Source organism: Cellulosimicrobium protaetiae (assembly GCF_009708005.2).
In the GTDB taxonomy this organism is placed as follows: Bacteria; Actinomycetota; Actinomycetes; order Actinomycetales; family Cellulomonadaceae; genus Cellulosimicrobium; species Cellulosimicrobium protaetiae.
In genome coordinates, this window is the sequence record NZ_CP052757.1 from 432,541 (window position 1) to 445,725 (window position 13,185).

General features: G+C 75.9%; 12 protein-coding genes. 3 read left to right on the forward strand and 9 right to left on the reverse strand.

Features of this window, described 5'->3' with window-relative positions:
* Positions 1-30: 30 nt before the first annotated feature.
* From FIC82_RS01930 to FIC82_RS01950, 5 genes are all read right to left on the reverse strand, one after another.
* Entirely contained in the window at positions 31-684 is a 654-nt protein-coding gene (locus FIC82_RS01930) for a response regulator (protein WP_168731402.1), read from the reverse strand.
* Between the two features lie 130 nt (positions 685-814).
* Positions 815-1,537: an alpha/beta fold hydrolase gene (locus tag FIC82_RS01935; protein WP_154797357.1), complete on the reverse strand. Its 723-nt coding sequence runs from the start codon at positions 1,535-1,537 to the stop codon at positions 815-817.
* A 77-nt stretch (positions 1,538-1,614) separates the two neighbouring features.
* Positions 1,615-2,952 (reverse strand): dihydrolipoyl dehydrogenase family protein, encoded by a 1,338-nt coding sequence (locus FIC82_RS01940; protein WP_154797358.1) that lies wholly within the window; start codon positions 2,950-2,952, stop codon positions 1,615-1,617.
* 17 nt (positions 2,953-2,969) lie between these two features.
* On the reverse strand, positions 2,970-3,137 hold the full coding sequence (locus tag FIC82_RS01945) for a hypothetical protein (protein ID WP_168731403.1): 168 nt from the start codon (positions 3,135-3,137) through the stop codon (positions 2,970-2,972).
* A 44-nt stretch (positions 3,138-3,181) separates the two neighbouring features.
* Positions 3,182-3,688 carry a VOC family protein gene (locus tag FIC82_RS01950; protein ID WP_168731404.1) on the reverse strand — a complete coding sequence of 169 codons (507 nt, stop codon included), beginning with the start codon at positions 3,686-3,688 and terminating at the stop codon, positions 3,182-3,184.
* Positions 3,689-3,936: 248 nt separating this feature from the next.
* On the opposite strand from FIC82_RS01950, the gene FIC82_RS01955 reads away from it, so the two are divergent.
* Positions 3,937-4,872 carry a universal stress protein gene (locus FIC82_RS01955; protein ID WP_154797359.1) on the forward strand — a complete coding sequence of 312 codons (936 nt, stop codon included), beginning with the start codon at positions 3,937-3,939 and terminating at the stop codon, positions 4,870-4,872.
* A gap of 29 nt (positions 4,873-4,901) precedes the next feature.
* Here FIC82_RS01955 and FIC82_RS01960 read toward each other — a convergent pair whose 3' ends face one another.
* The 3 genes from FIC82_RS01960 to FIC82_RS01970 form a co-directional block, all read right to left on the reverse strand.
* Positions 4,902-6,038: a low temperature requirement protein A gene (locus tag FIC82_RS01960; protein ID WP_253691703.1), complete on the reverse strand. Its 1,137-nt coding sequence runs from the start codon at positions 6,036-6,038 to the stop codon at positions 4,902-4,904.
* A 110-nt stretch (positions 6,039-6,148) separates the two neighbouring features.
* Positions 6,149-7,006, reverse strand: coding sequence for an SDR family NAD(P)-dependent oxidoreductase (locus tag FIC82_RS01965; protein WP_154797361.1), 858 nt, complete (start codon positions 7,004-7,006; stop codon positions 6,149-6,151).
* 10 nt (positions 7,007-7,016) lie between these two features.
* Entirely contained in the window at positions 7,017-7,910 is an 894-nt protein-coding gene (locus tag FIC82_RS01970; protein WP_253691344.1) for an SDR family NAD(P)-dependent oxidoreductase, read from the reverse strand.
* Between the two features lie 205 nt (positions 7,911-8,115).
* On the opposite strand from FIC82_RS01970, the gene FIC82_RS01975 reads away from it, so the two are divergent.
* Complete coding sequence (locus FIC82_RS01975; protein ID WP_154797362.1) at positions 8,116-8,574, forward strand: SRPBCC family protein; 459 nt, start codon at positions 8,116-8,118, stop codon at positions 8,572-8,574.
* A 60-nt stretch (positions 8,575-8,634) separates the two neighbouring features.
* Positions 8,635-11,409: an ATP-binding protein gene (locus FIC82_RS01980; RefSeq protein WP_154797363.1), complete on the forward strand. Its 2,775-nt coding sequence runs from the start codon at positions 8,635-8,637 to the stop codon at positions 11,407-11,409.
* Positions 11,410-11,419: 10 nt separating this feature from the next.
* Here FIC82_RS01980 and FIC82_RS01985 read toward each other — a convergent pair whose 3' ends face one another.
* A complete protein-coding gene (locus FIC82_RS01985; RefSeq protein WP_154797364.1) occupies positions 11,420-13,105 on the reverse strand; it encodes a carboxylesterase/lipase family protein in 1,686 nt (561 codons plus the stop codon).
* Between the last annotated feature and the right edge of the window lie 80 nt (positions 13,106-13,185).

The following is a 13,185-nucleotide window of genomic DNA, read 5'->3' on the forward strand; positions in this document are numbered from 1 at the left end:
CCTCCGCCGTCGTGAGCCGGTCCCTGACCGTCACCGGCTCTCGAGGAACCGCATGACCGCCAGGACCCGACGGTTGTCCGTCTCGGCCTCCGGCAGGTCGAGCTTGAGCAGGATGCTCCGGACGTGCTTCTCGACCGTTCCCTCGGTCACCCACAGCTGCTGGGCGATGCCGGCGTTCGAGCGTCCCTGCGCCATGAGCGCCAGGACGTCACGCTCGCGGCTGCTGAGGGCGTCGAGGGGATCCTCCCGGTGCTGGGCGGACACGAGCTCCTGGACCAGCGCCGGGTCGACGACCGACCCGCCGCGAGCGATCCGCTCGAGCGAGTCGAGGAAGTCCTCGAGGTCGACGACGCGGCTCTTCAGCAGGTAGCCGACCCGACGCCCGCTCCCGAGCAGGGTCATCGCGTGGTCCACCTCCACGTACGCGGAGAGCACCAGGATCCCCGTCTCCGGGAGCTCCTCGCGGATCGCCGCCGCGGCGTCCAGACCCTCCGTCGTGAACGTGGGCGGCATCCGGATGTCGACGAGCACGAGGTCGGGCCGGTGCTCCCGGACGAGCCGCAGGAGCTCGTCCCCGTCGGCCGCCTGCCCGACGACCTCGTAGTCCGGCGCGGAGAGCAGGCTGGCCAGCCCCTCGCGGAGCAGGACGTCGTCGTCGGCGACCACGACGCGGAGCCCGCTCACGGGCGTCCCGTCACTGCACATGTCGGCATGGCGCCGAGTATCGCACCGCCGCGGCGCGGCGGGCGGCGCGCTCCTCCTCCCGAGACGGCCGCCCGGTGGAGCAGTCGCGCCACCCCCCGCCCGCGGTCCGTCACGCGGTCGTCACGCTCGCCGCGGCGGAGACCGCCGCGAGGACCGTGTCGGCCACCACGTCAGGGTGGGACACCGCGACGGCGTGCGACGCCCCGGGCACCTCGAGGACGTCGGCGCCGGCGCGCGAGGCCATCCACCGGACGGCCTCCGCGGGGATGTTGCGGTCGTCGCCGGCGAGCACGAACCGCGACGGGACCCGCCGCCACGCAGGGTCGGGCGTCGGGAGGCCCTCCGTGAGCGCGGCCTCCAGCACCGGCCGCTGGGTCGCCGCCATGAGCGCCGCGGTGTCAGGGTCGACGTCGGCGGCGAACTGGGCGGGGAACAGGTCCTGCCTGATCGCGAGCTCGGTCGCGCCCTCGACCGGGTACATGGTCAGGGTGTCACCGAGCGTGCTGCCCGGGAACCGGCCCGACAGCTCGAGCGCGCTCTCGCCCGTGTCGGGCGCGAAGGCGGCGACGTAGACGAGCCCCACGACCTGGGGGGCGTCGGCGGCGGCCTGCGTGATGACGCTGCCGCCGTAGGAGTGGCCGACGAGGACGACCGGCCCGCCCACGGCGTCGACGACGTCGCGGACGTAGCGGGCGTCGCCCGCGAGCGAGCGGAGCGGGTTGGCCGCGGCGACGGCCGGCACGTCGCGACGACGCAGCCGGTCGAGGACGCCGTTCCAGCTCGACGAGCCGGCGAACGCGCCGTGGACGAGGACGACGGTGGGGACGGACATGGTGCTCTCCTTCGGTCGGGTGATGCGACCCCGGTCGGGCGACCGGGATGTTCCGGGCGGGCGACGGCGACGGGTCGTCAGCCGACGCTGTGCGCGAGCGCGTCGAGCGCCGCGACGTAGACCTCCGAGAAGGTCGGGAAGGGCTGGATGGTGTCGCGCAGGACGTCGAGCGGCACCTGCGCGCGGATCGCCAGCGTCGCCTGCTGGATCCACTCGCCGGCCTCCGGCCCGACGGCGTGCGCACCCGTGAGGCGGGTGCCGTCGCTCAGCAGCGTCAGGTACCCGTCGGAGCCGGACGCGCGGGTGTACGTGGCGAGCCGGGCGCCGTCCCGCAGGCGTGCCGTGCCGCTGTGCCGGTCCTGCGTCGTCCCCACGGCCGCCACCTGCGGATCGGTGAAGACGACGCGCGGGACCGCGTCGTAGGAGGCCCGGCGGTCCCCGCCGAGGATGTTCGCGACGGCCACGTCGGCCTGGTACTTGCCGACGTGCGTGAAGGCCCAGAGACCGGTCACGTCGCCGATCGCCCAGAGACCGTCGCGGACGCGCATGCGCGCGTCGACCGCGACGCCTCGCGGGTCAGGGGCTACCCCGACCGCCTCGAGCCCGAGGCCCTGGACCCGAGGACGACGCCCTGTCGCGGCGAGGACACGGTCGCCCCGCAGCTCGCGGCCGTCCGCGAGCGTCAGCAGCAGCTCCCGCCCGTCCCGCCGCGCGGCGACGGTCGTCGCCGCGAGGACGAGCTCGATGCCGTCGCGGCGCAGGCTCGCCCCGACGACGTCACCGACCGGGGCGGGCTCGCGGGGAAGGACACGGTCCGCGTCGCTCACGAGGACGACCTCGGCTCCGAGGCGGCGCACCGCCTGCGCCATCTCGACGCCGACCGGTCCGGCGCCGAGCACGACGAGGCGGCCCGGCACCTCCCGGAGCGCCGTGACCTCGCGGGTCGTCCACACCCCGTCGACGTCGCGCAGGACCGGCGGCAGGTAGGGCTCCGACCCGGTCGCGACCACCACGTGCTCCGCGGTGACCGGGACGCCGTCGACCTCCACCGTGCCGGGCGCGACGATCCGGCCGTCGCCCCGGAGGAGCTCGATGCCGGACTCGGCCAGCCACTTCTCCTGGCCGACGTCGGAGTAGCCCGACACGACCGCGTCGCGCCAGGCCAGCGCCTCGGCGACGTCGACCCGTGCCTCGACGGCCGCCTCCGTGGCGGCGTGCGCCGCCTCACCGGGCCGCAGCAGCGTCTTGGACGGGATGCAGGCCCAGTACGAGCACTCCCCGCCGACGAGCTCGCGCTCGACGACCGCGACCCGTGCGCCGCCGGCCGCGGCCGCGGCGGCGCAGTGCTCGCCCGCCGGGCCGCCACCGAGGACGACGACGTCGAACGCTCCCCGGCCGGCGCCACGACCGTTCATCGGGGGAGCTCCTCCGTTCATCGGGGGAGCTCCTCGCCGCTGCGCTCGCGGACCATGTAGCTCGCGTACCAGACCGGCCAGTCGGCGTCGGGCGCGCCGAGCCGGAGCTCGTGCTCGCCGTGCGCCGTCGCCGCTCGGCGCAGCGCCGCCTCGAGGTCGTCCTGGGACTCGTACGTCGTGACCACCGTTCCTCCTCCTGTTCGTCCCGTGCTCGGGCCCGGGCTCCCGGTCAGCGGCCGGGCCGCCGCTCGCGGACCTCCTGCAGGTACCAGCGGTTGCCGTCCGGGTCCTGGAAGGACGCCCACGACGCGTAGCTGCGGCGCTCCGGGTCCGGGCCCGCGACGCGACCCTCCTCGCCCGCGCGGTGGAACGCCCCGACGGCGTCGTGGAACACCTCGCTCACGTCGACGCCGCGCTCCGCGAGGTCGGTGCGGGCCTGCTCGACGTCGCGGACGGCGAGGACGAGCCCGTCGGTGCCGCCGGCCGCCGCGGCGGAGATCCAGCGCCCGAAGATCACGGAGGTCGGCGAGCCGGGGGGCGTCACCTGGACCACGCTCAGGCCGTCGGGAAGGGTGAAGTCGGCGTCGAGCCGCCAGCCGAGCGTCCCGGCGTAGAACTCCTTGGCCACGTCGACGTCGGACACGGGGACGACGACGACCTCGATCCGGAGCTCACCGTCCAGCGGCGGGGGCGTGGGGGCGGTGGTCGCTGCTGCCTGCGGGGTGGTCGTGCTCATGATGGTCCTCCTCCGTCGGACGGGTACGGCTCCACCGTCGCTGCGGCGCGTGCCTCGTCGCGCCCGTAGGACTCACGGGTGCGGCCCCCCAGGGACCCTTGCCTCCCCGGGCCGCCACCGACCCGGGACGACCCGTGGCCCTGCCCGGGACCCTCCCTGGTTCGGCGCCGTGCACGCCGGGACCAGCGTGGTGGTGCCCCCCGTTCCGCGGTGCGGCCGGGCACGACGTCCCCCACGGAGGTGACCCCATGACCACGTTCGACCCGCGCGCCCTCGCGCGCGCCACCCCATTGCCGACCCGCGCCGAGACGCCGGGCGCCGTGCTCGTCGCCCTCGACGGCGACCCCGCCGGGAGGCCCGCGCTCGAGTGGGCCGCGGCCGAGGCCGCCGTCCGTGGGAGCGCCCTGCACGTCCGACGGTCGGTGCCGTCACCGCTGCTCGCGGTCAGCCCCTGGGTGTGGGCGCACCACAGCCCGTGGTTGTGGACCTACCAGCCGGAGGTCGCCGAGGCGGCGCTCACGGCGGGCCGCGACGAGCTGACGGCGGCCGTGCGGGCCGCGCACGAGGTCGTGCCGGCGCTCGACGTCTTCACGGACCTCGTCGCCGGGGCCGCTCCCGCGAGCGGGCTCGAGCGCGATGGCGCCGCACTCGTCGTCGTCGGGCGGCCGCGGAGGTCCAGGAGACAGCCCGCGACCGTGCGCGAGGCCCTGAGGCCGCGCCGGAGCCGTCCCCGGCTGCCGGTCGTCGTGGTCGACCTGGCGGTACGCGGCGTCGACGGCCCGTCCGTGGGCCGCGTCGTCGTGGCGCTCGGTGCGCGCGACGACCCGGCACCCGTGCTCGAGACCGCCTACCGTGCCGCCGCGCGACGCGGCGTCGGCCTCACGCTGCTGCACGCGTGGGGCCGCGGGATCGTCCCCGACGTCGTGGACGAGGTGCTCGGCCCGTACCAGGACGTGTTCCCCGAGGTCGGCGTGCTGGCGCGACCGGTGACCTCGGTCGCGCGCGCCCTCGCCGAGGAGTCGCGGGGCGCGGCGCTCGTGGTGGTCGCGGCCCCCGGGCGACCGACAGACGTCGTCGGGCGGATCGTGAGCCGCCGGGTGGTGCGGGCGGTCGCATGCCCGGTCGTCCTCGTCCCCGTCGAGGGTGCCCGGCTCCGACGGACGCGAGCGCCTCGGCCACGGTGACGGTGCCGCGCGCCGCACGCACCGCGGGTTCACGGTCGGGCGCGCGCACCCGCACCCTCGCCGTGCTGCACGGCCAGCGCCGCCGTGCCGACGAGGACGGCGGTCACGACGAGCGTCGCGAACGCGGGGACGGCGAGGGCGACGACCCCGAGAACCACCGTCACCGCCGCGGCGACGACCGGCACCCGGCCCCAGCGACCCCCCATGACCCGGGGGAACAGACCGAGGCCCCCGTAGTAGCACGCCAGACCGCCCGTCAGGGCGAGGACCGCGACGGTGCGGGCGGGCGCACCGGGAGCGGCGAGCACGTCGTCGAGGAGCAGCCGGGTCCCGAGCGCGACGTAGACCACACCGGCGACCAGAGGGAGGTGCCCGAGCGTGTACCCGTCGCGCGCGAGCGCGGGTCGGCGCGCGGCGCCGGCACGCGACAGCGCCTCGTGGGCGGACGCCGACGGCCCGCGGAAGTACGTCCACCAGAGCCCGACCACGACCGCGAACCCGAGGGTCCCGACGCCCAGCGTCGGGAGGGTGGGGCCGCCATCTGCTGTCGGGAGGCCCGAGCCCGCCGAGAGCACGGTCTCGCCCAGGGCGATGATGAGGACGAGACCGTGCCGCTCCACGAAGTGGGCCGGGCTCGCGACCCGCCACCCGTTGTACCGCGAGAGCAGCCACCCCACCCCGAAGTCGAGCGCGAACGCGAGCGCCCAGCAGATGCCCTGCGCGGTCCCGCCGAGCACCGCCCCGACGACCAGCAGCACGCACGACGCGCTCTGCGGGGCGAGGTCGATCAGCACCTGGGTGCGGAGCCTGCCGTCGCCCCGCGCGCTCCACAGGAACGCCGAGACGTAGGCCGCCCGGACCACGGTGATGGCGAGCGCCAGGACGAGCGCGGGGCCCCACGGGCCGTGGTGCGCGTCCCACGCCGACGGGATGACCAGCGCGGCCACGAACAGCGCCGTCATCGCGGCGAGCACCGCCCCGACCACGGCGCCCCGGTCGAGGCGCACACGGTTGCCCAGCCAGATGAACGCGCTCCACGCCCACCAGAGCAGGAGCAGGAGCAGGAGGCCCCGACCCAGGGACACCGCCCCCGGGCCCTCCTCCATGAGGGCGATCACCCGCATGAGGGCGAAGACGAAGACGAGGTCGAAGAAGATCTCGAACATCGTCACGCGATCGCCCTCACGCCGGAACGCGCGCGCGGGCCCGCGCGCCTCGCTGCGCCCGCGCGGGGCGGGCTCACGGGGCGGGCGGACCCGGACGACCGGCTTCCTTCTCACAGCACGGCCGGTCCGCTGCCCGGGAAGTCGGTGGACGCCGCGAGCTCACGCCCTGTGTCGAGCTCGGTCGTGGACCGCGCGAGCCGGTCGCCGATGCGCCGGTACGCGTCGCTGCCGAGGACGAGCCGACGCCGCGGCTCGGCCGCGCGCACGTTGCGGACGATCTCCTCGGCCGCGCGCCGGGGGTCGCCGGGGAACTGCTCGGGCCGCACGGCCGAGACCGTGCGGACGAACGCCCCGACCGTCGCGTCGTAGTCCGGGATGGGACGTCCCGACACGTGCGTGCGGCCCTCGATGCCCGTGCGGAACGACCCCGGCTCGACGAGGAAGGCCCGCAGACCGATCGGCTCGATCTCCTGCCAGAGCGACTCCGTGAGCCCTTCGAGCGCGAACTTCGTCGCGGAGTAGTACCCGTTCGCGGGCAGGGCGGCGATGCCGTCCATCGAGGAGACGTTGACGATCGTGCCGCGTCGGCGCGCCCGCATGCCGGGCAGCACCAGCCGGACCAGCGCGACCGGTGCGAAGACGTTCACCTCGAACTGCGCCCGGACGTCGGCCTCGTCCTGCTCCTCGATCGCGCCGAGGAAGTCGATCGCCGCGTTGTTCACGAGCACGTCGACGCCGCCGGCCCACGCCTCGGCCGCGGCCACGGCCTCCTGCCGCTGCGCGGCGTCGACGACGTCGAGCTCGACCGTCAGGGCGGTGTCCGGGAACCGGGCGCGGACGCCCGAGAGGTCGTGGGCGCTCCGCGCCGCGAGCACGACGCGGTCGCCGGACTCGAGCGCGTGCTCCGCGAGCGCCGCGCCGAGCCCGGTGGCGGCCCCGGTGACGAACCAGGTCGGCTTCTCGTCCATCGTCCGCTCCTCAGGCAGTCTCGGCGAGGTCCGCCGCGAAGTCGGTCGCCCGGCTGACGTCCGCCCAGGCCCGCGCCTCGTCCGCCCGACGCCGCTCGCCCTCCAGGACTCGCGCGACGGCGTCGCTCCCCAGCGGCAGCCGGAGCGGCAGGTCGCTGCCGTCCCGGGCGAGGTCCCCGTGCGCGAGCCCGACGAGCACGCGGGCTCCGCGGACCGGGTCGCCCGGCTGGCGCCCGTCGCCCTCCCGACGCAGGGCGTGCATCGCCCCGACCGTCTCCTCGTAGTCGGCCCCGACCGGGTGCATCGTCATCGAGCCGCCCTGCCAGTCGGTGCGGAACGCGCCGGGCTCGACGATCACGACCCGGACCCCCAGCGGCGCCAGCTCGGCGGCGAGCACCTCGGAGAAGCCCTCGACCGCGAACTTCGCCGCCTGGTAGGCGCCGAGCCCGGGCGTGCCGCCGATCCGGCCACCCACCGACGAGAACTGCAGGAACAGCCCGGAGCGCTGCGCCCGGAGCACGGGGAGCGCCGCCCGCGTGACGTTGACGACGCCGTAGAAGTTGGTCTCGACCTGGGACCGGAAGTCGTCGTCCGGCATCTCCTCGATCGACCCGCTGTTCGCGTAGCCCGCGTTGTCGACCACCACGTCGAGCCGTCCGAACCGGTCGACCGCCTGCCGGACGACGTCGCGCGCCGCCTCGGCGTCGGTGACGTCGAGGTCGACGGCGAGGACCTGCCCGGGACCGTACCGCTCGACGAGGTCGTCGAGCGCCGACGCGCGGCGCGCGGTCGCGACGACCAGGTCGCCACGGTCCAGGGCCGCCTCGGCGATCCGCCTCCCGAAGCCCCGCGAGCTCCCGGTCACCAGCCATACCAGGGTGCCGTCCGGTCGAGTCATGTCCATGCCCCTCTCCTGCGTCGGACCACCTCCGACGCTCCCCTCGATCGTGTCTCCGGGCCTGCCTCCGTCGCGCCCGTGCGCATGCCTGGGGTCGGACCCGGGGGTGCACCGGTGACGCACCCGGGCGCGTCGGCGGAGCCGTCCCCGCGAGGCTGGCCGGGTGCCGCCCGACGGCGCACCAGCCCGTCCCCAGAGAGAAGGAACTGCCATGACGACCATCCGATTCGACCTGAGGTCCACGCTCGGGGCACCGCAGCTCATGGCGGTGCTCACCGACTTCGGGCCCGCACGCGCCGAGCTCTGGCCGACGATCGACGCCGACCACCTCGAGGTGCACGCGCGCGGCGACCACTGGGCCGAGGTGACCGAGGGGACCGCCTCGGCGTGGGAGCGCGCCCGCTACGAGTGGGACGACGACGCGTACCGGGTCACCGTCTCCACCCTCGACTCGAAGGTCTTCGGGCCCGGCGGCGGCTGGGTGTTCCAGCTCACGCCCGAGGGCGACGCGACGCGTGTCGACGTCGAGCTCACCCGCGAGCCGACCGCGCTCAAGGCTCGGGTGCTCGCCCTGCTCCTGCCCCTGGTGGCCCCGCGGTCGCTGCGGAAGGCCTTCAGCGTGCCCTTCCAGGCGGTGCCCTCCGGTGAGGCCCGGGCCCCGCAGGACTGAGGACGCCCGGCGAGAGCACTGAGTACGATCGGGGCAGGCCATCCCGGAAGGACGCACCCGATGAGCACAGCCTTCCCCACGGCGGCAGGTCTGGTCGGTCGCGAACCGGAGTGCGCCACGCTCGACGCCCTGCTCGCGGACGTCCGCGCGGGCCACGGGCGGACCCTGGCGGTCCGCGGCGAGGCAGGGTCGGGGAAGACCTCGCTGCTGGCGTACGCCGAGGCGGGGGCCGCCGGCTGCACGGTCGTCCACGTCACGGGCGTCGAGTCGGAGATGGAGCTGGCGTACGCGGGCCTCCACCAGCTCTGCGCGCCGCTGCTGCACCTCCTCACGAGGCTGCCCTCACCGCAGCAGCAGGCCCTCGGGTCGGCGTTCGGGTTGTCGGCGGGCCCTCCGCCCGACCGGTTCCTCACCGGTCTCGCGACGCTCGGCCTGCTCTCGGAGGCGGCGAGGGAGCGACCGCTGGTCTGCCTCGTCGACGACGTGCACTGGCTCGACGACGCGTCGGACCAGGTGCTGGCCTTCGTCGTCCGGCGGATCGACGCGGAGCCTGTCGGCGTCATCACCGCGAGCCGCGCCTCGCCGGGTGACGCGGTCGAGCACGGCCTGCCCGAGCTCCGGCTCGGGCGGCTACGAGACCGGGACGCCAGGGTCCTGCTCCGCTCGGTCGTCCCGGGCCGCCTCGACGAGGACGTCGTGCGGCGGCTGCTCGCCGAGGCCGACGGCAACCCGCTGGCGCTGCTGGAGCTGCCGCGCGAGCTCTCCCCGGACCAGCTCGCGGGCGGGTACCACGTCCCGGACCTCCGCTCCCTGCGCGGGCGGATCGAGCAGAGCTACGCGCGCCGGGTCGCCGCACTGCCCGGGCGGACGCGTCAGCTCCTCCTCGTCGCCGCGGCGGAGCCGCGACAGGACCCGGCGCTGATCTGGCGGGCCGCGACGGCCCTGCGGCTGAGCGTCGCCGACGCCGCTCCCGCCGAGGCGGAAGAGCTCGCCGACTTCACGGGCGACGTGCGGTTCCGGCACCCGCTCGTGCGGTCGGCCGTCTACACGTCGGCCGCCGCTCCGGAGCGGCGGCTCGTGCACCGCGCCCTGGCCGAGGCCACCGCCGCCGCGGGCGACTCCGACCGGCGCGCCTGGCACCTCGCGCATGCCGCCGACGGGCTCGACGACGCGGTGGCCGTCGAGCTCGAGCGGTCCGCGGGCCGGGCGCTGGCCCGTGGAGGTCTGGCCGCGGCCGCGGCGTTCTGGGAGCGTGCCGCCGAGCTCACCGGTGACCCACGGGCACGTGTCGAGCGAGCGCTGGCTGCCGCGCAGGCCAAGTTCGACGCCGGCGCGCCCGAGGCGGCGCTCCGGCTCCTCGCCATCGCCGAGACCGGCCCGCTCGACGAGCGGGCCATGGCCCGGGCGCAGCTCCTTCGCGCGCAGATCGCCGTGGCGACGGGGAACGGCGCCGAGGCGTCGCTGCTCGACGCCGCCCGACGCCTGGAGCCGGTGGACGCCGAGCTCGCGCGCGAGACCTACCGCGACGCGTTCTACGCCGCGGGCACGGCCGGGCGCCTCGCGCGGGGCGACGGGATGCTCCCGGTCGCGCGGGAGGTGCGCCGGTCCGGCGTGCTCCCGGCACCCGGCTCCGCTCCGACGGACCTCCTCCTCGCCGGCCTCGCAGCCCTGCTCGTCGACGGGCCCGCGCAGGGAGCGCCGCTGCTGCGCGAGGCGCTCCAGGGCGTGCTCGCCGACCCGGACCCGTCGGAGGCGGCGATGCACTGGCACCCGCTCGCGGCGCGCGTGGCCCACGACCTGTGGGACGACCGGGCGTGGGAGGCCGTCACCGAACGGACGATCGAGGTCGCGCGGGACCAGGGGCGGCTCCGGATGCTCCGCGCGGCGCTCATGTCGGGGATGGCGCTGCAGCTCTTCGCCGGCAGGCTTCCCCGAGCCGAGGCCATGTCGGACGAGTGCGCGGTCCTGGTCCACACGACGGGCGACATCATGCCCCCGTACGGTCCGCTCGTCCTGGCCGCCTGGCGGGGGCAGGAGCAGCCGCTCGCCGGGCTGGTGGCGGACCTGGAGCGCGAGGCCGCACGACGGCACGAGGGTCAGTGGATCTCCGCGTGCGCCTGGGCGAGCGCCATGCTCCAGAACGGTCACGGGCGCTACGAGGAGGCGCTCGTCGCCGCCGAGCGCGCGGCGGCGCACCCCGAGGAGCTCGGCATCGCCACGTGGGCGATGGTCGAGCTCGTCGAGGCGGCCGCCCGGAGCGGTGCCCCGGAGCGTGCCGACGCGGCGATGGCACGCGTGGCCGCGATCGCCGACGCGTCCGGCACCGACTGGGCGCTCGGGACGGCGGCGCGCAGCCGCGGCCTGCTCGCGCACGGGGACGACGCCGAGGCGCACTTCCGGGCGGCGCTCGAGCACCTGTCCCGGACCCCGATGGAGTGGTTCACCGCGCGCACGCGCCTCGTGTACGGCGAGTGGCTGCGACGCGAGGGCCGTCGCGTCGACGCGCGCGCCCAGCTCGGCCCGGCCCACGAGCTGCTCGACGCGATGGGCGCGCACGCGTTCGCGGAGCGCGCCCGGCGCGAGCTCGCGGCGACCGGCGCGACGGCCCGCCGACGGTCCGTCGAGGCACCGGTGAGCCTGACGGAGCAGGAGGCCCAGATCGCCCGGCTGGCCGCGGACGGGCTCTCCAACCCGCAGATCGCCGGCCGCCTGTTCCTCAGCCCCCGCACCGTCGAGTGGCACCTGCGGAAGGTCTACACCAAGCTCGGCATCGCGACGCGCACCGAGATCGGCCCCGTGCTCCCGCGGCAGGCGCGCGAGACCACGGGGCCGTGAGCCCGAGGGCTCAGAGCGTGCCGAGCACCGCGACGGCCGCCCAGACGCCGCACCGGTGCGTGAGCGCGAAGTCCTTCTCGACCTGCGTCGCCGGGGTCTCGAGCGAGAGCACCCGCGGCGTCAGCGGCCGGAACCTCGCCCACGGCGTCTCCGCCGTCGAGGGGTCACCGGACGTCGCGAACTGCACCCACGAGGCGCGCATCGTCGACGCGAGCTGCTCCTGCTCCGGAGACAGCGACCCGGGCAGGGGTGCCGCGGGGAGGTCGAACAGGTACTGCAGCTCCGACTGGTGCGTGGCGGCGAGAGGTGCGCCGAGCGAGTCCGGGACGAACCGCTCGGGCGCGTCCGCGTCGTTGAACTCGTAGGCGAACGTGGGGACGTACCGCGACGCCGCGACGTCGAGCGCGTAGGCGGGGCAGGAGAAGTTCGCGTCCGAGTTCAGCGTGGAGAACGCATGGGCCGCAGAGGCGTACCGCGACAGCGGGTACGCCGCGGCGACGAGAGCCGCCTTCGACCGGCTGATGCCGAAGTTGGTCGCGATCGTCGACACGTAGCTCGACGCGTCGACCGGGCCTGCGAGCGGGACGGTCGCGCCCTGCGTCACGCTGAGACCCAGGGTCGTGAAGATCCGCTCCTCCTGGGTGTTCGACCCGTTGACGATCGGCACGCGGTGGAAGCGACCGCTCGCGACGGCCGTGCCGACCGACTCGCGCAGGACGGCCCCGTCCACGTACCCCGGGGTGATGGAGACCGGGGCGTTGGCGACCAGCACGTCGACAGGAACCTGACGCAGGCAGTCGGCCGACTGGTCCGCGCACCCGACGGCGGACGCGCTGGCCCGGCCGGCAGCCTCGGCCTCGGCGAGCGTCTGCTGCTCGAGCGCGAAGGCCCCGCTCTGGATCACCGCGCGGTGGAACAGCCCCTTCGCCCCCGGCGACGCGAGCTGCGCGAGCACCGAGAGCCCCCCGGCGGACTGGCCGGCGATCGTGACGTTCCCCGGGTCGCCGCCGAACTGCGCGACGTTCTCCCGGACCCACCGGAGCGCCGCCTGCTGGTCCTGGTAGCCGAAGTTCCCGGTCGGGCCGCCGGGCGTGCCGGCGAGCGCCGGGTGGGCGAGAAAGCCGAGCAGCCCGAGCCGGTAGTCGACCGTCACGACGACGGCGCCCTCGCCCGCGAGCTTCGACGCGTCGTAGTCCGCGCCCTCGCCGATCGAGAGCCCGCCACCGTGGAACCAGACGATCACGGGCAGCGCACCTGACGCCCCCGGGTCACGGTGCGGCACCGTGACGTTGAGGTACAGGCAGTCCTCGCTCTGCCCGTACGGGCTCGGCGGAGCCTGCGGGCAGACCGGGGGGAAGGTCGTCGCGTCGCGGGTCGTGGACCAGCGCGCGGGAGGCTGCGGGGGCGTCCAGCGGAGCTCGCCGACGGGCGGCGCCGCGTACGGGACGCCGCGGAACTCGACCCCCGAGGCGGTCACGACGCCGCGGAGTGCTCCGTCGGCGGTCTGCACGACCGGAGGCGGGGCGGTCGCGCCGACGCGGCTCGACGCCGTCGGCCCGGTCGTGGCGGCGTGGGCGGTGGGGACGATCGACGCCCAGCAGGCGACGAGGACGACGATCGCCGCGGCGATCGCGAGGGCCGGGCGGACGACGTGCGCCCGGGTGCGCGGAGCTCGGTGTGCGGGGTGAGTGTTCATGAGCCCACGCTGTCGTCCCGCCCACCGGAAAGCGCCCGTGCCGCACCCTGGTGCCCGCCCCGGGGTCCACGGGCGCTCGT